The following is an 18,447-nucleotide window of genomic DNA, read 5'->3' on the forward strand; positions in this document are numbered from 1 at the left end:
TCTCTGATACAAAAAAAGCGGCAATCATTGCCGCTTTTCTCTTTTATTCTTTTATGCTTTGCCTATTAAGGCTCAATGCTTGTTTACGCTTTGATGTTGGTTCCCAGCGTCGTCACATTTTTCGTTTGGCCTTCCGCTGTGTAAGTCATCCCCAGTTTTCCCTGAGATTGCTTCATTAAGTTATTGAGCTTGTTGAAGCTTAGCTGTGCTCGTTGTAATGCCTGACCATTGATTTCGTTCGCTTGCTGACACTCAGTGATGAGTTGTCTAACTTGCTCGACCAGAGGGCTCAATTCTGGGTTTGAAGTTAGACTCTCTACATCAGGGTGGCGGCGAATTCGATCGTCTGTGACTTGGAGCTGGTCGATCAGCGTCACTTTTTGTTTCGCAATCAACTCAATATCTTTGGAAGCTCGATTTGTGATGGCAAGCTTCTCTTGCTCTAGAACATCATGCAGTTCTTGAGCACTTTTTAGTTGAAACTCGATTAAACCTTGCAGTGCAGCCATCTATCGGATTCTCACTCAGTTAAAGTCCACCCAGTTCTTTTTCAAACTTCATCATATTGTCGGCCAGTTTCTCAGGATTCACTGTGTACGAACCATTGGCAATCGCTTCTTTGATTGCCGCAACTTTCGCTTGGTCGAAACTTGGCTGGCTAGCCATTTGAGTATGCATTTCACCGACCGCTTTACCTTGAGAGCTAAGCGAAACAGAATCTTGAGCAACCGCTGACTTCTTTGCTGAGTCTGCGCCGCTGGTGGTCGAATTGTCATTACGAACAGAACTTCTCGTGGTTGTTGAGAGAGTTTGCCCTGAACGTATATTATCAATGCCTGCCATAGATGAGCCTTTTAGAAATAGAACTTGTAATGTCAGTATCGACTGACGCTAGAATAACTTTAGTGATTTTTTCATTTTCACTAGAACACAACCGTGACTTCAGAGATTCCAGATACGCGTCCTTCAATTATACGGTTGGATTTACTATTTTTCACTCTAATCTGTTCACCGTGTGAGCCGTCTGTCAGAGCAACACCCTTAGTCGTAATGGTCATTCCGGACTTAATGGCTTTGATCGTGACCGTTTCATTGCGGCAGACCACGCAAATATCCCGATCCTCTAGGATCTCACCCGCCCGAAGGTTTTTCTTTGCTTTTGCTCCAATGACGGCTTCAATGGAGGAAAACCCTTGCCGTCTAAAGCGTTGCAGGTCGACCATGCTGACCGTCACATCATGAGGCGAGATCAGCTGACCACGCGAAAGAGGAGAGACGATAGTGACTTGCGGCCCTGAACGAACGAGACGAACGGGGACATAAACACGCCAGTTGTCTTCGAAACATTCGACCAACACGGTAATGTTGCTTGCACTTGGGTTGGTTGAAGAAGAAGACGTATTGAGGGGAGAGGGGCAGTCTGTGGCAAAAATTCGGCTATCAATATTGGCGGCCGTGGCTTCCAGTTTACCGCCCATGGGCCACTCAATCGTAGCGACAATGTACTCCTCTGCGCTTTGTTGAATAGCCTGTATTTGGTTCTCTGTTGCAGAAAGTACCGAAAAACTAAAGAAAAAGAATAAAAAGCCGATAGACTTACAAAACTTTTTATAGAAAGCTCTACAATTAGTTATGGAAATTGAGCATAATGATGTTTTAGAATATGTCATTCTGTTTCTCTGGTTTTTTCATGGCCACAGGTAGACTACCATTTTTTTTGCATGAAGTTTGAGATGGAGATGAGCTTATGTCGGGTATTCTTGATTCGGTGAATCAGCGTACGCAACTCGTCGGTCAAAACCGATTAGAACTCCTAACCTTTCGCTTAATGGGGCGACAGCGTTATGGAATTAATGTATTTAAAGTAAAAGAGGTACTTCAGTGCCCTAAGCTTACTTCGATGCCAAACCTGCACCCTTTAGTGAAAGGGGTTGCACACATTCGTGGCCACACAGTATCAGTCATTGATCTTAGTTTAGCAATTGGCGGTCGTCCGACGACGGATGTCGAAAAAGCATTTGTTGTTATTGCAGAATTTAACCGTACTATTCAGGCATTTTTGGTGACTTCGGTAGAGCGAATCATTAATATGCACTGGGAGGCAATCCTACCGCCACCAGACGGTGCGGGTAAGGCTAACTACCTGACTGCAGTAACCAATATTGACAATGAACTTGTTGAAATTCTTGATGTTGAAAAAATCCTCGCAGAAATTGCGCCAGTCGACGAAACGATGGATTCAACAATCGGTGAAGAAATCGCACAAGCAGAATCTCAAAAAGAAATTGTCCGCCGCATTCTTATTGCAGATGATTCTACTGTTGCGCGCAAGCAAGTAGAGCGAGCGATTACTTCATTAGGCTTTGAAGTGGTTTCAGCAAAAGACGGTAAGGAAGCGTACGATAAACTGGTTGAAATGGCGGCGACAGGCAGCATTTATGATCAGATCTCCTTGGTTATTTCAGACATTGAAATGCCTGAGATGGACGGCTATACGTTAACAGCAGAAGTTAGACGTAATCCGGATTTAAAAGATTTATACGTGATTCTTCACTCTTCACTGAGTGGCGTATTTAACCAAGCAATGGTCGAACGTGTAGGTGCTAATGCCTTTATTGCGAAATTTAACCCGGATGAGTTAGGTAACGCAGTGAAATCAGCACTTACAGAATAAAAGAGAAGTTAATGACAGCAATAACTATAAGCGATCAAGAGTATCGAGATTTCAGCCGCTTCCTAGAGTCACAATGTGGCATCGTGTTGGGAGACAGTAAACAGTACCTTGTAAGAAGTCGTCTAAGCCCACTGGTTACCAAATTTAAGTTGGCTTCACTGTCTGATCTATTGAGAGATGTGGTCAGTGGACGTAACCGTGAGTTACGAGTTGCTGCTGTCGATGCAATGACGACAAACGAAACTCTTTGGTTCCGTGATACCTATCCGTTTGAAGTTCTGGCAAACAAATTGCTGCCAGAAGCGGCGGCAAATAAGCGCCCAATCAAAATTTGGTCAGCGGCAAGTTCATCTGGTCAAGAACCGTACTCTATGGCGATGACGGTTCTTGAGCAGCAACAGCGCAAGCCGGGCATGCTACCTAGTGTTTCAATTACGGCAACGGACATTTCAAGCAGTATGTTAGACATGTGTCGTGCTGGTGTGTATGACAACCTAGCGTTAGGTCGTGGCCTCTCACCAGAGCGTCGTCGTAACTTCTTTGAAGACGCAGGCGATGGTCGTATGAAGGTGAAAGATAACGTTAAGCGTTTAGTGAACTTCAGACCACAGAACTTGATGGACAGCTATGCACTGCTTGGTAAGTTTGACATCATCTTTTGTCGTAACGTGTTGATTTACTTCTCACCTGACATGAAGTCTCAAGTGCTGAACCAAATGGCGAACAGCCTGAATCCAGGTGGTTATTTACTGCTTGGTGCTTCAGAATCGTTAACTGGTTTAACAGACCGTTTCGAAATGGTTCGTTGTAATCCGGGCATTATTTACAAGTTAAAGTAACTGTCACGATCATCTCTGAAAGCTCAGCTAACCGGCTGAGCTTTTTTGTATCTAGCCTTTTCCTTTTATAAAAATCGCCGAGTCTATAAGGATAACTTGTATACTACAGGTGAGGCATTCCAAATTCTCAATCCAATTACAGTATGGCTTCGAAAGTTGGCGTAGTTATTGCTGTAACAATCGTGAAAGTAAAATATGAACTAATTTAAAAGTTGGTACACATATTGCTTTTATATTTATTACTAACGGTCAGTTCTTTGAGTAGAGGTCAACATGGCTATTTCTTTTGATAAAGCACTAGGTATCCACCAACACACAGTGGGTGTACGTGAGCGCAATGCTGAGGTGATTTCCACCAACATCGCACAAGCGAACACACCTGGCTATAAATCAAAGGGAATGGACTTTGAAAAGGCACTGCAGGCGGCAACATCAGGGGCAAGCATTGGTCTTAGTCGTACTGATGGTCGGCATATCGCTGCCTCTACACAAGTGACAGGGGATGTGATGTATCGTCTTCCAACACAACCTGACACCGGTGACGGCAATACGGTGGATGTGGATTTAGAGCGTAACTTGTTTATGCAAAACCAAATTCGCCATCAAGCGTCACTCGACTTCTTAGGAAGTAAATTCAAGAACTTAACGAAAGCAATTAAAGGTGGTAACTGATGAGCTTATTTAACGTTTTCAATGTAACTGGTTCTGCCATGAGCGCTGAATCTGTTCGTCTAAATACGACCTCAAGTAACCTAGCAAACGCTGACAGTGTCTCTAGCTCTGCGAAAGATACCTATAAAGCGCGTCATGCTGTGTTCGGTGCTGAGTTAAGTAAGGCAAAGTATGGCCGCGACCATACGGTGCCGGTGAAAGTGATGGGCATTGTGGAAAGCGATAAACCGCTGAGTGCGGAATACAACCCAGATCACCCACTTGCAAACGACGAAGGTTATATTTACAAGCCTAACGTTAATGTAATGGAAGAAATGGCTAACATGATTTCTGCTTCGCGTTCATACCAAACGAACGTTCAAGTAGCAGATTCGAGTAAACAAATGCTGCTGCGTACGCTGCAGATGGGTCAATAGGGATAAGGAGGTAACAGATGGCCGGAGGCATTAATAATAATGTTGGTCAGAGTGGCTTGTCCTATATCGACCAGCTTAAACAGCTTCAGGACAAGAACAAGCCAAATGAGACAACAGGTAAGCAGGATCTTAAACAAGAAGACTTCTTATCACTGCTCACGAAGCAACTTGCCCAGCAAGACCCGTTTAAGCCGGTCAGTAATGACCAGATGATTGCGCAAATGGCGTCATTCGCGACCGTAGATGGCATCGGTAAAATGAACAATCAGTTTGAAACGCTGAATGCTTCGATGACATCAAACCAAGCACTGCAAGCCTCATCCCTTGTTGGACGAGATGTACTTGTTCCAGGTGCTGCGGGCGTTAAGACAGATGACGGCAGTATGGCTGCCATGATGAAACTTCCTCAAGCCGTTGATAACGTGATGGTGAGAGTAGAAGATCAAATGGGGCAGCTAGTCCGCACATTTGAAGTCGGTTCGAAACCTGCTGGTGACAACCGCGTTGAATGGGACGGTAAAGATCAAAACGGTAATCCATTGCCGGCTGGCAAATACAATGTGAAAGCATCGGGTTTGTTAGACGGGGAGGCGAAAGAGTTTGAGGTTTCGACTTACGCAAACGTCAACAGCGTCCTTCTTGGTAAAGGTGATGGTAACGTACTACTCAATCTGGCTGGCTTTGAGTCGCCAGTTCGACTTGCTGAAGTACTAGAAGTTGGTAAGGCGTAATTCTTTCTAAAAGAATTTATGTCAGCTAGATAGGAGAATTTGGAATGTCATATGTTGCACTAAGTGGCTTGTCCGCCGCTCAATTAGACTTGAATACAACCAGTAACAACATTGCGAACGCAAACACATACGGCTTCAAGGAGTCGCGTGCAGAGTTTGGTGATGTGTACTCTAACTCACTGTTCACTCATGCGAAAACAACGCCTGGTCAAGGTGTTCAGGCTGCACAAGTGGCGCAACAGTTCCATGAAGGTTCAAGTATTTATACAAACAACCCAATGGACTTACGCATTGGTGGCACCGGTTTCTTTGCGGTAGCCAAAGATCGCTTAGCTCCAACATCCAACGAAATGACACGTAACGGTGCGTTCCACTTGAACAAAGATAACTACATGGTAACGGCGAATGACGAATACCTATTAGGTTATCAGGTGGATAAGGACACGGGCGATGTTTTGTCTTACGAGCCATCAGCGATTAACATTCCAAAAGAATTCGGTAAGCCGAAGCAGACTGCAAACATCGAAGTCGGTGTGAACCTACCTGCGGGCGCAGAACTGAAAGATCCTGCGTTATTTGATTACTCTGATCCTGAAACTTACAACCGTTCAACGTCTTCGACCATTTACGATTCAATGGGTCAGTCGTACAAGCTTACGACCTATTACATGAAAGACCAAACTCAACCTAACACTTGGCAGACATACTACACCGTGACTGACAGTGCAGGTGAGAAACCATTAAACATCACCGGTGGTGACGCTACAACGGCAACAGGCCATGTTGGTCACACGATGAAGTTTAACAACGATGGTACATTGGCGAGCTTGAACAACGGCCAGAACATTGTTTCAGATCCGCTAGGTACAGGTGCTAACCCAATTGAGCTAAATGGTGCTGACATCAACCAAACGCTATCGTTCGGTCTTAATGACGCTACCCAGTTTGCCGCTCCGTTCGAACTGACTAAGTTTGATGAAGATGGTGCAACAACGGGTTTCTTAACTAAGGTTGATATCGACGAGCAAGGCAGTGTTCTAGGTACCTATTCGAATGGTGAAAACATCACTTTAGGTCGAGTAGCTCTTGTTCGAGTTGCTAATGAGCAAGGTCTTGATAAGAAAGGCGGTACTCAGTGGGATTCAACTCAAGCATCGGGCGCTAAAGTATGGGGTGAGTCTAACAAAGGTTCATTTGGTACAATCAGCAGCGGTACGCTTGAGCAATCAAACATTGATATGACTCAAGAGCTGGTAGACCTTATCTCAGCTCAACGTAACTTCCAGGCGAACTCTCGTTCTCTTGAAGTTCACAACCAAACTCAACAGAACATTCTGCAAATCCGCTAATCTTATTGGTTGTTTCGCAATAATCTGTATAGCAAGCTGGTGGCAAACATCAGCTTGCTATGTTGCCGCTTCTCTTTCCCCTTTCCGCTCAATTTTCTCTACACACTTGCCGTGTTGGTTCTAATTTATTGATATAAAACGACTTTTATAAGTTGGCATACCTATTGCTTTCTATTGATCAGAATTGTGATTATTGGAGCAAATTATGGATCGTGCACTGTTTCTTGCGATGAGCGGCGCCAAGCAAAATATGCAGGCATTGCAGCTTAGAGCAAACAACTTAGCGAACGTCAGTACCACGGGTTTCCGTGCTGATTTGGCGCAAGCGCGTTCAATGCAAGCGTACGGAGATGGCTTGCCAACTCGCGTGTTTAGCATGACGGAACGCCCGGGCCATAATTTTCAACAAGGTAGTGTCATTACGACGGGTCGAGATCTTGATGTAACGATTCAAGGTAACGGCTGGATGTCTGTGATGGATCAAACCGGCAAAGAAGGTTTGACGCGAAACGGTAACCTTAAAGTCGATGCTAATGGCTTGCTAACAAGTGGTTCTGGCCACCTTGTTCTGGGTGAGACAGGTGCTCCAATTACGCTTCCTATTCCAGTCAGTAAGATCGAAATCGGCAATGACGGCACGATCTCTGTTGTTCCTCAAGGGGCTCCAGCGGATGCGATTGAAGTCGTTGACCGTATTAAATTGACGAATACCAATAATCAATCACTGTTCAAAGATATCAACGGGTTATTCCGTGCAAAAGATCCTAATGCGGCATACGAAGCAGATGCCGATGTAAAACTGCTCACAGGCGCAATCGAAGGCAGTAACGTTAATGCCATCGGTGAGATGACGAGCCTGATTGACTTGCAACGCCAATTTGAAATGCAAGTAAAGATGATGAGCACAGCAGAAGAGATGGACAAAACGTCTGATTCTCTGCTTCGTATGAGCTAATAGAATTTAGGAGAAGGTTATGCATCCGGCACTATGGGTAAGTAAAACGGGCTTAGACGCTCAACAAACCAACATTTCAACGATTTCGAACAACCTAGCGAACGCATCAACGGTAGGTTACAAAAAAAGCCGCGCGGTATTTGAAGATCTGTTTTATCAGAACATCAACCAACCTGGCGGTCAGTCATCGCAGAACACAGAGCTACCAAGTGGTTTAATGTTGGGTGCAGGTTCAAAAGTGGTGGCAACGCAAAAAGTTCACAGCCAGGGTAATACCCAAACGACCAATAACAGTCTCGATATGATGATTGAAGGTGATGGCTTTTTCCAAATCCTAATGCCAGATGGCAACATTGGCTATTCTCGTAATGGTCAATTCACGGTTAACGATGAAGGTGTGATTGTGACGTCTGGTGCCGGTTATGCGCTAGAGCCTGAAATTGCGATTCCGGAAGACGCGCAAAGCATTACCATTGGTACGGATGGTGAAGTGTCTGTTCGTATTCGTGGCCAGCAAGATAACCAAGTGGTAGGGCAGATTGCCACCGTTGATTTTGTGAACCCAGGTGGCCTTGAACCAATTGGTCAGAACCTCTATATGTCAACAGGCGCAAGTGGTGACCCACAAGAAGGGGTTCCAGGTTTTGATGGCTTTGGTGACATCCGTCAATCTATGCTCGAAACCTCCAATGTAAACGTAACTGAAGAGCTAGTGAATATGATTGAAGCTCAGCGTGTTTACGAAATGAATTCAAAAGTCATCTCTGCTGTCGACAAGATGATGAGCTTTGTTAACCAACAGCTTTAATCTAGCCGTTAGAGGGTAATGAGATGAATCGATTATTAGTAGCTTTGTTTGGTTTAGCCGCATTGTCAGGGTGTACGTTGATGCAGCCACCGATCGAAACACCAGACGTGGTTCAAGGGACGACAACAGTGGATGCGGTTGAGGGTGACAAGTCTGCAGATGATGAAAGTGGCGTGATTGACACATTGCGCGGCAGAAATGATCCGGTTGCCGGTGATCCCGCATGGGCTCCAATCCACCCAACGCACCAACCAGAGCACTATGCAGCAGAAACGGGCTCTCTGTTTAACCAAGCTCGCGTTTCAAGCCTTTACAATGACTCTAAACCTCGCGGTATTGGTGACATTATTACTGTGACTCTTGATGAAAGTACCAATGCGTCGAAAAGCTCTGATGCCGATCTATCGAAAAACAATGATGCGACGATGGATCCACTTGAAGTCGGTGGGCAACAGCTAAACATTGGCGATTACAACTTCTCATACAACCTGAGTAACGACAATTCGTTTAGCGGCAGCGCAGCGGCGAATCAGAGTAACAGCTTATCGGGCTCTATTACGGTTGAAGTGATTGAAGTGCTGGCAAACGGCAACCTTGTTATCCGTGGTGAGAAATGGTTAACACTGAATACTGGCGATGAGTACATTCGTCTAAGCGGCACTATTCGTCCTGATGACATCGATTATGAGAACACGATTGCTTCAAACAGGGTTTCAAACGCAAGAATTCAGTATTCTGGTACGGGAAATCAGCAAGATATGCAAGAGCCTGGATTCTTGGCACGATTCTTTAATGTCTCTCTTTAAATCCAGTTGATGCCGCTTTTTTGGCACTAAAACGAGCTGGTAAGATTAGAAAGCAAAGGTTTTGGTTATGAAAAAGTGGTTACTCCTCATTACAAGCATGCTGTTTGTGGCAACTCAAGCACAAGCAGCACGTATCAAAGATGTCTCTCAAGTTGCTGGGGTTCGTAGTAACCAACTAGTGGGCTATGGCTTAGTGACAGGCTTGCCAGGTACGGGTGAATCTACTCCGTTCACAGACCAAAGCTTCAATGCCATGCTACAAAATTTTGGCATTCAATTGCCACCGGGTACGAAGCCAAAAACGAAGAACGTGGCAGCGGTAATCATCACAGCAGAATTGCCGGCCTTTTCAAAACAGGGCCAAACCATTGATGTTACGGTCTCATCTATTGGCTCAGCAAAAAGCCTTCGTGGTGGTACATTGATGCAAACCATGCTGAAAGGTCTAGATGGGCAAATCTATGCCGTGGCTCAAGGTAACCTTGTGGTTAGCGGCTTCAGTGCGACTGGCGCTGACGGTTCTAAAATTGTGGGTAACAACCCAACCGCAGGTATGATTTCAAATGGTGCTATGGTTGAACGTGAGATCCCATCACCATTTAGTCGTGGCGATTACATCACCTTTAACCTGCTTGAATCTGACTTCACGACAGCGCAGCGCATGGCTGATGCGGTCAATAACTTCCTTGGTCCACAGATGGCATCAGCGATTGACGCGACTTCAGTTAAAGTTCGTGCTCCGCGTGATATTACGCAGCGTGTTGCTTTCTTATCGGCGGTTGAAAACATCGAATTTAACCCAGCAGAAGGTTCGGCAAAAATCATCGTAAACTCTCGTACAGGTACGATTGTTGTTGGTAAGCATGTTCGCCTCAAGCCAGCCGCGGTAACGCATGGTGGTATGACTGTCGCAATCAAAGAAAACTTAAATGTTAGCCAGCCTAACGCGTTCGGTGGCGGTGAAACGGTCGTCGTGCCAGACACTGACATCGAAGTAACAGAAGAGCAAGGCAAGATGTTCAAGTTCGAGCCGGGCTTAACGTTGGATGACCTTGTTCGAGCTGTGAACGAGGTAGGTGCTGCTCCATCAGACTTAATGGCCATTCTTCAAGCACTCAAACAAGCGGGTGCGATCGAAGGTCAGCTGATCGTTATCTAAGGAGTTAAGGATGATTAATAACGGTAACGACATTGGATTCATTCATGATATCGCTGGGCTAGATAAGCTCCGTCAAAACGCGGTTGGTGGCGATGAAGCCAGTGAAAAAGCGGCACTAACGGCCGCGGCAAAACAGTTTGAAGCAATTTTTACCTCAATGCTATTTAAGTCGATGCGTGATGCTAACTCGACGTTTGAATCAGGGTTGATGGACAGTCAAAATCAGCAGTTCTACCGTCAAATGATGGATGAGCAGATGTCGAGCGAGCTAAGCTCTTCAGGTTCATTAGGCCTAGCGGACATGATTGTGGCTCAGTTAACGTCTGGTAGCGTAGAAAACCAAAACGCCAAAGCGCGTAATGATGATTTTGAAGTCATGATGCAGAAAGTGGATCGAATGCGCCACAATGCTGCGAACGAAACAACTGTTGTTCAATCTTCCGCAGCAGAGGTTAAACCTGCGCGTTTTGATTCGCCGGAATCATTCGTGAGTTCAATGAAGCCGTATGCTGAAAAAGCAGCTAAAGCGTTGGGTGTAGACTCTTCATTGTTACTGGCTCAAGCGGCATTGGAGACAGGTTGGGGTCAGAAGGTGATCAACAACTCTCGTGGCAGTAGTAACAACTTATTCAATATAAAAGCGGATAGAAGTTGGGGCGGAGAGAAAGTAGCGACTCAAACCTTAGAATATCATCAAGGTGTGCCGGTGAAGGAGCAAGCGGCTTTCCGTTCGTACTCCAATTACGAAGACAGCTTTAATGACTATGTACAGTTCTTAAATGAAAACCCACGTTACACCACGGCACTTCGCCATGGTGGTAATGACGAAGCGTTTATTCATGGTATTCACAAAGCTGGATACGCGACAGATCCTCAATACGCAGACAAAGTGCTGAGAGTGAAAGCCAAAATCGACCAAATGTAACTAAGCTCACCTTCGGGTGAGCTTTTTGTTGGAAGCGAGAACTCGCTGCTCCGATATACGAGCTTACTCCTCACGGAAAATGTCATTCCATAGAACGACGAAGGTGTGAGTAGGGAATCAGCCCTCTCTTCATTACCATCTTACAGAGATCCCCAACTCGTTCGTTCCTCACTCTTGAGGATGACATATAGAAACACAACTTGGGTGATTCTAAATACTCCATTCACCTCTAATGGCACAGATATTGCTTTTACTAACTTAGATGTTCAGTTAACACTGATTTATATAGGTTTCTTGGGGGCAATATGGCGTCTGATCTTCTGAATCTTGGTTCGCAAAGCGTACTGACGGCTCAGAGACAACTCAACACCACCGGTCATAACATCTCTAATGTAAATACAGAGGGTTATAGCCGTCAGTCGGTGATTCAAGGCACAAACATGCCGCGCCAATATGGCGGGGAAACCTATGGTATGGGCGTGCATGTGGAAAAAGTTCGCCGCTCTTGGGACCAGTTTGCCGTTAACGAACTGAATGTCTCGACGACTAGCCATGCCAATAAACTCGATGATGAAGCGAATCTAGAGATGCTATCAAGCATGCTTTCTTCTGTCTCATCGAAAAAAATCCCTGAGAATTTAAACGAATGGTTCGATGGCGTTAAGTCACTGGCCGATAGCCCAAATGATGTGGGTGCCCGCAAAGTGGTGTTAGAGAAAGCGACCCTAATTACGCAAAATCTCAATGACTTCCATGAAACCATTCGTCGTCAGTCTGATGTGACTAATAAGAAACTCGATCTCGGCATCGAACGCGTTAATCAGTTAGCGGTTGAAATTCGCGATTTACATCGATTAATGATGCGCACACCAGGTCCACACAATGACTTAATGGACACCCACGAAAAGCTGATTGCAGAACTCTCTGAATACACCAAAGTGACAGTGACGCCGCGTAAAAATGCGGAAGGCTTCAACGTTCATATAGGTAATGGTCACACGCTCGTCTCTGGTACAGAAGCCAGTGAACTTAAAATGATTGATGGTTACCCAGACGTACACCAACGTCGCTTAGCGATGGTTGAAGGCAAAGGGATTAAGGCGATAACGACCAAAGACATCAACGGTAAGTTGGGTTCTATGCTCGACATGCGCGATGAAAAAATCCCTCAATTGATGGATGAACTTGGACGACTCGCAACCTCATTCTCTTTTGAAGTCAATAAGCTTCAATCACAAGGTTTAGATCTGCGCGGCAACATTGGTGGACTCATGTTTACCGATGTGAACTCTGACATTGTTGCTGAATCCCGGGTTGTGGCGTCTTCTGACTCTAAAGCGGATTTGGCCGTTTATATCGAAGACACTAGCCAGTTGACCGGCGGAGAGTATTCGCTGCAATACAACGGCGGTGATTACTACATTACACGTCCGTCTGGTGAGCAGTTTGTCGTGCCAGTGGTGGATAAGTCGATTTCTCTAGATGGCATCCGCATTGATATTCGCCAAGACTTGGAATCAGGAGAACGAGTGATTCTTCGCCCAACTCGTAATGGTGCGGCGCAAATGCGTATGGAAACCAACGATCCTAATTCAATTGCGGCCCAGAGTTATGAAGCTTCAACCACGTTTGCGCAAGGCACTGCGAAGTTCAACATTGAACAGGCAGGGGCATTGAGAGAATTTGAAGTTGTAATTTCTCCTGACGGGAAGCAATTTGCCGTTACCGATACCAAAGGTAAGTTGCTACTGCAGCCTCAAGACTATCCGCCAACGGGCGCCGTGACGGTTCAAGGCACCTCATTTGAGCTAACCGGTGGCGCATTACCTAATGATAAGTTTACGGCAAACCTTGTCCCGTCAGAGGGTGACAACGGCAACTTGCTAAAAATGCAAAATATCCAAACAAACAAAGACCTTAACGATGGTGAATCAACCATTTTGGACATTTACCACAACCTGAATACCGATGTTGGCTTACAAATGTCAACAGCCTCGCGATTAACGGATGTATCGCGGTTAGAAAAAGAATCGGCGCAAGAGCGTGTTGCTTCTATCTCAGGGGTAAACCTCGATGAAGAAGCGGCAAATATGATGAAGTTCCAACAAGCGTATATGGCTTCATCTCGCATCATGCAGGCGGCAAATGACACCTTTAACACAATACTGGCACTAAGGTAGGGAGGCATAAATGATCAATCGAATTTCAAGCTTCCATAACTATCAGTCGGTACAGAATGATCTTCGTCGTTCTGAAGCGAAAGTTCATCATAACCACGCGCAGTTGGCGTCTGGTAAGAAGCTAATGAAAGCGAGTGATGATCCACTTGCTACCCATTACATCCAGAATATTGGCCAGCAGAAAGAACAACTTCGTCAGTACACCGATGCGATTGTTCTGACGCGAAATCGCCTAGAGCACCACGAAGTGATCATTTCTAACGCAGAAGAATTTACCGATGAAGCGAAACGCACGGTAATGGAAATGATCAATGGTTCATTGTCACCAGAAGACCGAGTGGCCAAACGCCGTGAAGTTCAGGAGTTAGCGAATAACTTCTTAAACCTTGTGAACGTACAAGACGAGTCAGGCAATTATATCTTCGCCGGAACTAAGCCAAAGAATCAGCCTTTTTTCCGAGATAAGAATGGTGAAGTGACTTACGCCGGTGATGACTATCAGAGAAAAATGAAGATCTCGAATAGCCTAGAGATGCCAATCAATAACCCTGGTAGCAAGCTGTACATGGAAATTGATAACCCATTCGGCAACTTTGAGCCTCAATACAATTTGAAAGAAGCGTCAGAGCTACTGCTTGAACGTGCGACGAATACGAACCCTGATGACCAATCGTCATACAAGGTGACGTTTGTTGATATGCCTGATGGCAAATACGGCTATCAGCTAGAGCGTGATGGGGCGGTGGTAAAAGCGGATAACTTTAACCCTGCAGAAGGGATTAAATTTGAAGGCGTGACGATTCAGGTGAAAGGGCAGATCACCAAAGGTGATGAAATCGTACTGGATCGCCGAGACACCTTTAGCGTGTTCGATACATTCCAAGATGCGATGGCCTTCTCTTCGGGCTCGGTGTCGGATTCATCAAACACGGCAAAGCTCCATCAAGTGACCCAAGAGTTTCACGCGGCGTTTATTCATTTGAACAAGGCAAGAACCGATGTAGGTGCTCGCCTCAATACCTTGGATATCCAAGAAGAGCAGCATGAAGATTTCAAAATGACGCTAGCGAAATCAAAGAGTAACTTTGAAGATCTCGACTATGCAGAAGCGATCATCGAATTTAACGAGAACTCGCGTGCATTGCAGGCTTCACAGCAAGCGTTTGGTAAAACCAAAGATTTGACTCTATTCAACTATATCTAAGCTCACTGCCTTACGTGCTATGCCGTAAGTGCGAGTTAATTGTTGAAAGAGAGCTTCCTATGTCATGACGGCAAATGGTGGCAAAGTAAGCGGCAACCGGTTTGCCGCAGTGTAAGAAAAATAAGGTCAAGTGAAGTGATAGGTCGACAGGCTAATCATAAGTACATGAAATTATTATTAAATTAATTTAATTATCTGGTTTTGAAAAGTTGGCACACAACTTGGATTAACTTAGAACAGAGTTTAATTAACCAGCTTTAAGTTGGAGAAACTCCGACTTAGCGACGAATTTACGGTCAGTGCTTCCAAATGAGACAAAGCTGGCCGCTTCGCAATCAGTTGCGAACTCAATAGGAGAGCAAACTATGACCATAACAGTAAATACTAACGTTTCAGCGATGACCGCTCAGCGTTACTTAAACAAGGCAACGGGTGACCTTAATACCTCGATGGAGCGTCTGTCGTCTGGCCAAAAAATTAACAGCGCAAAAGACGATGCGGCTGGTCTGCAGATCTCGAACCGATTGACGGCACAGTCTCGTGGTCTTGATGTGGCTATGCGTAACGCGAACGATGGTATTTCCATCGCTCAAACCGCAGAAGGTGCGATGAACGAATCGACCTCTATCCTGCAGCGTATGCGCGACCTATCGCTACAATCAGCGAACGGCACTAACTCGGCGTCTGAGCGTCAAGCTCTACACGAAGAAGTGTCTGCTCTGCAAGATGAACTCAACCGTATCGCGGAAACAACATCGTTTGGTGGTCGTAAACTGCTTAACGGTTCATTTGGCGAAGCATCATTCCAAATTGGTGCGAGCTCAGGTGAAGCGATCATCATGGGTCTGACAAGCGTACGTGCTGATGATTTCCGTATGGGTGGTCAAACGTTCATCTCTGCACCGGAAAATGCAAAAGATAAAGACTGGGGTGTTCCACCAACAGCAAAAGATCTTAAGTTAGAATTCACAACGAAAGACGGTGAAGCTGTCACTCTAGATATCCTTGCGAAAGAGGGTGATGACATCGAAGAGCTAGCGACGTACATTAATGGTCAAACAGACAAGCTGAAAGCGTCTGTCGATCAAGATGGTCGTCTGCAAATCTTTGCTGCTGAACCGAATCTAGAAGGCAACATGAATATTTCAGGTGGTCTTGCTGGTGAGCTAGGTCTAACGGGTGGCCCAGGTGTTCAAACAACCGTGCAAAACGTTGATGTGAACTCAGTGGGTGGTGCACAAAACGCGGTTGGTATTATCGATGCGGCGCTTAAATACGTGGATTCACAACGTGCCGATTTAGGTGCGAAACAGAACCGCTTAAGCCACAGCATCAATAACTTGGCGAACATCCAAGAAAACGTTGAGGCATCAAACAGTCGTATTCGTGACACTGACTTCGCGAAAGAAACGACAGCGATGACCAAATCACAAATTCTGCAACAAGCGGGTACTTCAATACTTGCTCAAGCAAAACAATTGCCAAACTCTGCAATGTCACTATTGCAGTAGTAGTCTACAACTTCACTAGCAGTAACCTAGACGTAGGGTTGGTGAAGGCGTGACGGCAAACATAAGTAATGAGGTCATGAAACTCTCTCTCACTCCTGTTTCATAACGGATTTACCTATGTAGCGGTAACCAGGCAGCGATCATTTCTCTCGATCTCCATCGGCATTGGTTACCACAATAGCCCCGGTTCTCTCAAAGGAAAGGGGCTTTTTCTTTTCTACTATCTCTCTATTTCATCATCTATTTTCTGCTTGTTGGCCCCTTTGCCACGTTGATTTTTCACGCTCTTAGTTTTCTTTGTGCCCCGACAAGTTTCAGCAAAACTTTAGCATCTAATTTCATATATCTTTGTTTTGTCATACTTTCAAAGGCATAGCAATGAAATGGTTATTTTTTCTACGTATTGCTCTAAAGTTGTTCACTTTAAGGTCGTTATAAAGGGTACTTTGAGAGAACTCATTGGTTTTCCGAGACGTCGGAAACCTTCGGATACTCCGGTAACTGGGAAATCAATAGGAGAACCACTATGGCGGTTAATGTAAATACAAACGTTCCTGCGATGACAGCACAACGCTATCTAAACAGCGCAAACTCAGCGCAGCAAACGTCAATGGAAAGATTATCTTCTGGCTTTAAAATCAACAGTGCAAAAGACGATGCGGCAGGTCTACAGATCTCGAATCGATTGAATGTACAAAGCCGTGGTCTTGATGTTGCGGTACGTAACGCAAATGATGGTATTTCGATGGCACAGACCGCAGAAGGTGCCATGAATGAAACAACCAACATTCTGCAACGTATGCGTGATCTATCACTACAATCTGCAAACGGCTCTAACTCAAAATCTGAACGCGTTGCTATCCAAGAAGAGATCACAGCTTTAAACGATGAGTTAAATCGTATTGCTGAAACGACTTCCTTTGGTGGTAACAAGCTTCTGAACGGCACATTTGCGACTAAATCATTCCAGATCGGCGCGGACAATGGTGAGGCAGTCATGCTAACCATGAACAACATGCGCAGCGACAATACAATGATGGGTGGTAATAGTTATGTAGCAGCGAATGGCCAAGGTAAAGATTGGTCTGTACAAGCTGGTGCGAATGATTTAACGATTGCACTAACCGACAAGTTTGGTAACGCGCAAAATATCACTATCAATGCCAAAGAAGGTGATGATATTGAAGAGCTTGCCACTTATATCAACGGTCAGACAGATCTTGTGAAAGCCTCTGTTGGCGAAGAGGGTAACCTACAGCTATTTACAGACAACAATAAGGTTGATGGCGCAGCGACGTTTGGAGGCGCTTTAGCGGGCGAACTTAGTTTCGGAGCAGCTCAAGCGGTTACTGTTGATTCCATCGATGTGACGTCTGTAGCAGGAGCTCAAGAGTCCGTTGCCATCGTTGATGCAGCACTCAAGTTTGTAGATAGCCACCGGGCGGAACTTGGTGCATTCCAAAACCGTTTCAACCATGCGATCAACAACCTTGAAAACATTAATGAAAACGTGAATGCATCGAAGAGCCGTATTAAAGATACCGACTTTGCGAAAGAAACGACTGCACTGACCAAGTCTCAGATCCTGACTCAAGCTTCTAGTTCTGTACTTGCTCAAGCAAAGCAAGCGCCCAACTCAGCGTTGGGGCTTTTAGGCTAAAGAACTGATTCTTTAGAAATACAAAAAGTCATGACTTAACGACAAAATCCAGCTTCGGCTGGATTTTTTTTCTTCTTATTGAGCGAACTTCCCAGCTCACTCTTAGAAAAACAAGAACATATTGGAAAGAAGACGGGAGAGAGTAAATAATGGAATTGCAGATAAAAGAAAACCCAGCTAAAAAGCTGGGTCTCGCTCTCTATTTCTAGAGTAAAAATGGTGCGGAAGGAGAGACTTGAACTCTCACACCTTGCGGCGCCAGAACCTAAATCTGGTGCGTCTACCAATTCCGCCACTTCCGCATCAATTTGTAGTCATTACTGATAATTGGAGAATCAATAAGACGTTGTATATGGCAGGCTACTTAGAGCCGAACCAGGGACAATAGACGAGGCATCAAAAGATGTATATCCACTGAACCTTTAAATAGTGGCAGGTCTACCTGGATTCGAACCAGGGAATGGCGGCATCAAAAGCCGCTGCCTTACCGCTTGGCGATAGACCTGCAGTGCTCTAATTAAAGAGACTTAAAGAATGGTGCGGAAGGAGAGACTTGAA

18 protein-coding genes and 2 tRNA genes are annotated in these 18,447 nt (G+C 45.2%); 15 read left to right on the forward strand and 5 right to left on the reverse strand.

Annotated elements, in window-relative coordinates; genetic code table 11:
• Positions 1-83 precede the first annotated feature (83 nt).
• The 3 genes from EJ063_RS10555 to flgA all read right to left on the reverse strand — a co-directional run bounded on the left by EJ063_RS10555 (position 84) and on the right by flgA (position 1,670).
• Positions 84-509 (reverse strand): flagella synthesis protein FlgN, encoded by a 426-nt coding sequence (locus EJ063_RS10555; RefSeq protein ID WP_126574242.1) that lies wholly within the window; start codon positions 507-509, stop codon positions 84-86.
• 19 nt (positions 510-528) lie between these two features.
• Positions 529-843 carry a flagellar biosynthesis anti-sigma factor FlgM gene (gene flgM / locus EJ063_RS10560; RefSeq protein ID WP_126574243.1) on the reverse strand — a complete coding sequence of 105 codons (315 nt, stop codon included), beginning with the start codon at positions 841-843 and terminating at the stop codon, positions 529-531.
• 80 nt (positions 844-923) lie between these two features.
• Entirely contained in the window at positions 924-1,670 is a 747-nt protein-coding gene (gene flgA, locus EJ063_RS10565; protein ID WP_126574244.1) for a flagellar basal body P-ring formation chaperone FlgA, read from the reverse strand.
• A 77-nt stretch (positions 1,671-1,747) separates the two neighbouring features.
• Here flgA and EJ063_RS10570 point away from each other — a divergent pair, with 77 nt between their 5' ends.
• The 15 genes from EJ063_RS10570 to EJ063_RS10640 all read left to right on the forward strand — a co-directional run bounded on the left by EJ063_RS10570 (position 1,748) and on the right by EJ063_RS10640 (position 17,889).
• A complete protein-coding gene (locus tag EJ063_RS10570; protein WP_126574245.1) occupies positions 1,748-2,674 on the forward strand; it encodes a chemotaxis protein CheV in 927 nt (308 codons plus the stop codon).
• Between the two features lie 11 nt (positions 2,675-2,685).
• Positions 2,686-3,513: a protein-glutamate O-methyltransferase gene (locus EJ063_RS10575; RefSeq protein ID WP_126574246.1), complete on the forward strand. Its 828-nt coding sequence runs from the start codon at positions 2,686-2,688 to the stop codon at positions 3,511-3,513.
• Positions 3,514-3,786: 273 nt separating this feature from the next.
• Positions 3,787-4,185 carry a flagellar basal body rod protein FlgB gene (gene flgB / locus EJ063_RS10580; RefSeq protein WP_126574247.1) on the forward strand — a complete coding sequence of 133 codons (399 nt, stop codon included), beginning with the start codon at positions 3,787-3,789 and terminating at the stop codon, positions 4,183-4,185.
• Positions 4,185-4,601: a flagellar basal body rod protein FlgC gene (flgC, locus tag EJ063_RS10585; RefSeq protein ID WP_126574248.1), complete on the forward strand. Its 417-nt coding sequence runs from the start codon at positions 4,185-4,187 to the stop codon at positions 4,599-4,601. The genes flgB and flgC overlap by 1 nt, the downstream gene beginning before the upstream one ends.
• A 17-nt stretch (positions 4,602-4,618) precedes the next feature.
• On the forward strand, positions 4,619-5,332 hold the full coding sequence (flgD, locus tag EJ063_RS10590; RefSeq protein ID WP_126574249.1) for a flagellar hook assembly protein FlgD: 714 nt from the start codon (positions 4,619-4,621) through the stop codon (positions 5,330-5,332).
• Positions 5,333-5,376: 44 nt separating this feature from the next.
• Entirely contained in the window at positions 5,377-6,681 is a 1,305-nt protein-coding gene (gene flgE / locus EJ063_RS10595) for a flagellar hook protein FlgE (protein WP_126574250.1), read from the forward strand.
• Positions 6,682-6,886: 205 nt separating this feature from the next.
• On the forward strand, positions 6,887-7,636 hold the full coding sequence (gene flgF / locus EJ063_RS10600; protein ID WP_126574251.1) for a flagellar basal-body rod protein FlgF: 750 nt from the start codon (positions 6,887-6,889) through the stop codon (positions 7,634-7,636).
• Between the two features lie 19 nt (positions 7,637-7,655).
• Entirely contained in the window at positions 7,656-8,444 is a 789-nt protein-coding gene (gene flgG / locus EJ063_RS10605; RefSeq protein WP_126574252.1) for a flagellar basal-body rod protein FlgG, read from the forward strand.
• A gap of 23 nt (positions 8,445-8,467) precedes the next feature.
• Positions 8,468-9,250: a flagellar basal body L-ring protein FlgH gene (gene flgH / locus EJ063_RS10610; RefSeq protein WP_126574253.1), complete on the forward strand. Its 783-nt coding sequence runs from the start codon at positions 8,468-8,470 to the stop codon at positions 9,248-9,250.
• A 67-nt stretch (positions 9,251-9,317) separates the two neighbouring features.
• Positions 9,318-10,409 carry a flagellar basal body P-ring protein FlgI gene (locus tag EJ063_RS10615; protein WP_126574254.1) on the forward strand — a complete coding sequence of 364 codons (1,092 nt, stop codon included), beginning with the start codon at positions 9,318-9,320 and terminating at the stop codon, positions 10,407-10,409.
• Between the two features lie 10 nt (positions 10,410-10,419).
• On the forward strand, positions 10,420-11,334 hold the full coding sequence (gene flgJ, locus EJ063_RS10620; protein ID WP_126574255.1) for a flagellar assembly peptidoglycan hydrolase FlgJ: 915 nt from the start codon (positions 10,420-10,422) through the stop codon (positions 11,332-11,334).
• Between the two features lie 305 nt (positions 11,335-11,639).
• Entirely contained in the window at positions 11,640-13,514 is a 1,875-nt protein-coding gene (flgK, locus tag EJ063_RS10625) for a flagellar hook-associated protein FlgK (RefSeq protein ID WP_126574256.1), read from the forward strand.
• Positions 13,515-13,524: 10 nt separating this feature from the next.
• Positions 13,525-14,718: a flagellar hook-associated protein FlgL gene (flgL, locus tag EJ063_RS10630; RefSeq protein ID WP_126574257.1), complete on the forward strand. Its 1,194-nt coding sequence runs from the start codon at positions 13,525-13,527 to the stop codon at positions 14,716-14,718.
• A 365-nt stretch (positions 14,719-15,083) separates the two neighbouring features.
• Complete coding sequence (locus EJ063_RS10635; protein WP_126574258.1) at positions 15,084-16,229, forward strand: flagellin; 1,146 nt, start codon at positions 15,084-15,086, stop codon at positions 16,227-16,229.
• Between the two features lie 526 nt (positions 16,230-16,755).
• Positions 16,756-17,889: a flagellin gene (locus EJ063_RS10640; protein WP_126574259.1), complete on the forward strand. Its 1,134-nt coding sequence runs from the start codon at positions 16,756-16,758 to the stop codon at positions 17,887-17,889.
• 217 nt (positions 17,890-18,106) lie between these two features.
• On the opposite strand, the gene EJ063_RS10645 is transcribed toward EJ063_RS10640, so the two are convergent.
• Both EJ063_RS10645 and EJ063_RS10650 read right to left on the reverse strand, forming a co-directional pair.
• Positions 18,107-18,191: transfer RNA gene (locus EJ063_RS10645), tRNA-Leu, on the reverse strand.
• A 128-nt stretch (positions 18,192-18,319) separates the two neighbouring features.
• Positions 18,320-18,394: transfer RNA gene (locus EJ063_RS10650), tRNA-Gln, on the reverse strand.
• Between the last annotated feature and the right edge of the window lie 53 nt (positions 18,395-18,447).

It is taken from the genome of Vibrio aquaticus (genome assembly GCF_003970385.1).
Classification (GTDB): Bacteria; Pseudomonadota; Gammaproteobacteria; order Enterobacterales; family Vibrionaceae; genus Vibrio; species Vibrio aquaticus.

Coding starts and splice junctions, on each gene's coding strand:
- EJ063_RS10555 (WP_126574242.1), bottom strand. CDS start 509: ATGGCTGCACTGCAAGGTTTAATCGAGTTTCAACTAAAAAGTGCTCAA.
- flgM (WP_126574243.1), bottom strand. CDS start 843: ATGGCAGGCATTGATAATATACGTTCAGGGCAAACTCTCTCAACAACC.
- flgA (WP_126574244.1), bottom strand. CDS start 1,670: ATGACATATTCTAAAACATCATTATGCTCAATTTCCATAACTAATTGT.
- EJ063_RS10570 (WP_126574245.1), top strand. CDS start 1,748: ATGTCGGGTATTCTTGATTCGGTGAATCAGCGTACGCAACTCGTCGGT.
- EJ063_RS10575 (WP_126574246.1), top strand. CDS start 2,686: ATGACAGCAATAACTATAAGCGATCAAGAGTATCGAGATTTCAGCCGC.
- flgB (WP_126574247.1), top strand. CDS start 3,787: ATGGCTATTTCTTTTGATAAAGCACTAGGTATCCACCAACACACAGTG.
- flgC (WP_126574248.1), top strand. CDS start 4,185: ATGAGCTTATTTAACGTTTTCAATGTAACTGGTTCTGCCATGAGCGCT.
- flgD (WP_126574249.1), top strand. CDS start 4,619: ATGGCCGGAGGCATTAATAATAATGTTGGTCAGAGTGGCTTGTCCTAT.
- flgE (WP_126574250.1), top strand. CDS start 5,377: ATGTCATATGTTGCACTAAGTGGCTTGTCCGCCGCTCAATTAGACTTG.
- flgF (WP_126574251.1), top strand. CDS start 6,887: ATGGATCGTGCACTGTTTCTTGCGATGAGCGGCGCCAAGCAAAATATG.
- flgG (WP_126574252.1), top strand. CDS start 7,656: ATGCATCCGGCACTATGGGTAAGTAAAACGGGCTTAGACGCTCAACAA.
- flgH (WP_126574253.1), top strand. CDS start 8,468: ATGAATCGATTATTAGTAGCTTTGTTTGGTTTAGCCGCATTGTCAGGG.
- EJ063_RS10615 (WP_126574254.1), top strand. CDS start 9,318: ATGAAAAAGTGGTTACTCCTCATTACAAGCATGCTGTTTGTGGCAACT.
- flgJ (WP_126574255.1), top strand. CDS start 10,420: ATGATTAATAACGGTAACGACATTGGATTCATTCATGATATCGCTGGG.
- flgK (WP_126574256.1), top strand. CDS start 11,640: ATGGCGTCTGATCTTCTGAATCTTGGTTCGCAAAGCGTACTGACGGCT.
- flgL (WP_126574257.1), top strand. CDS start 13,525: ATGATCAATCGAATTTCAAGCTTCCATAACTATCAGTCGGTACAGAAT.
- EJ063_RS10635 (WP_126574258.1), top strand. CDS start 15,084: ATGACCATAACAGTAAATACTAACGTTTCAGCGATGACCGCTCAGCGT.
- EJ063_RS10640 (WP_126574259.1), top strand. CDS start 16,756: ATGGCGGTTAATGTAAATACAAACGTTCCTGCGATGACAGCACAACGC.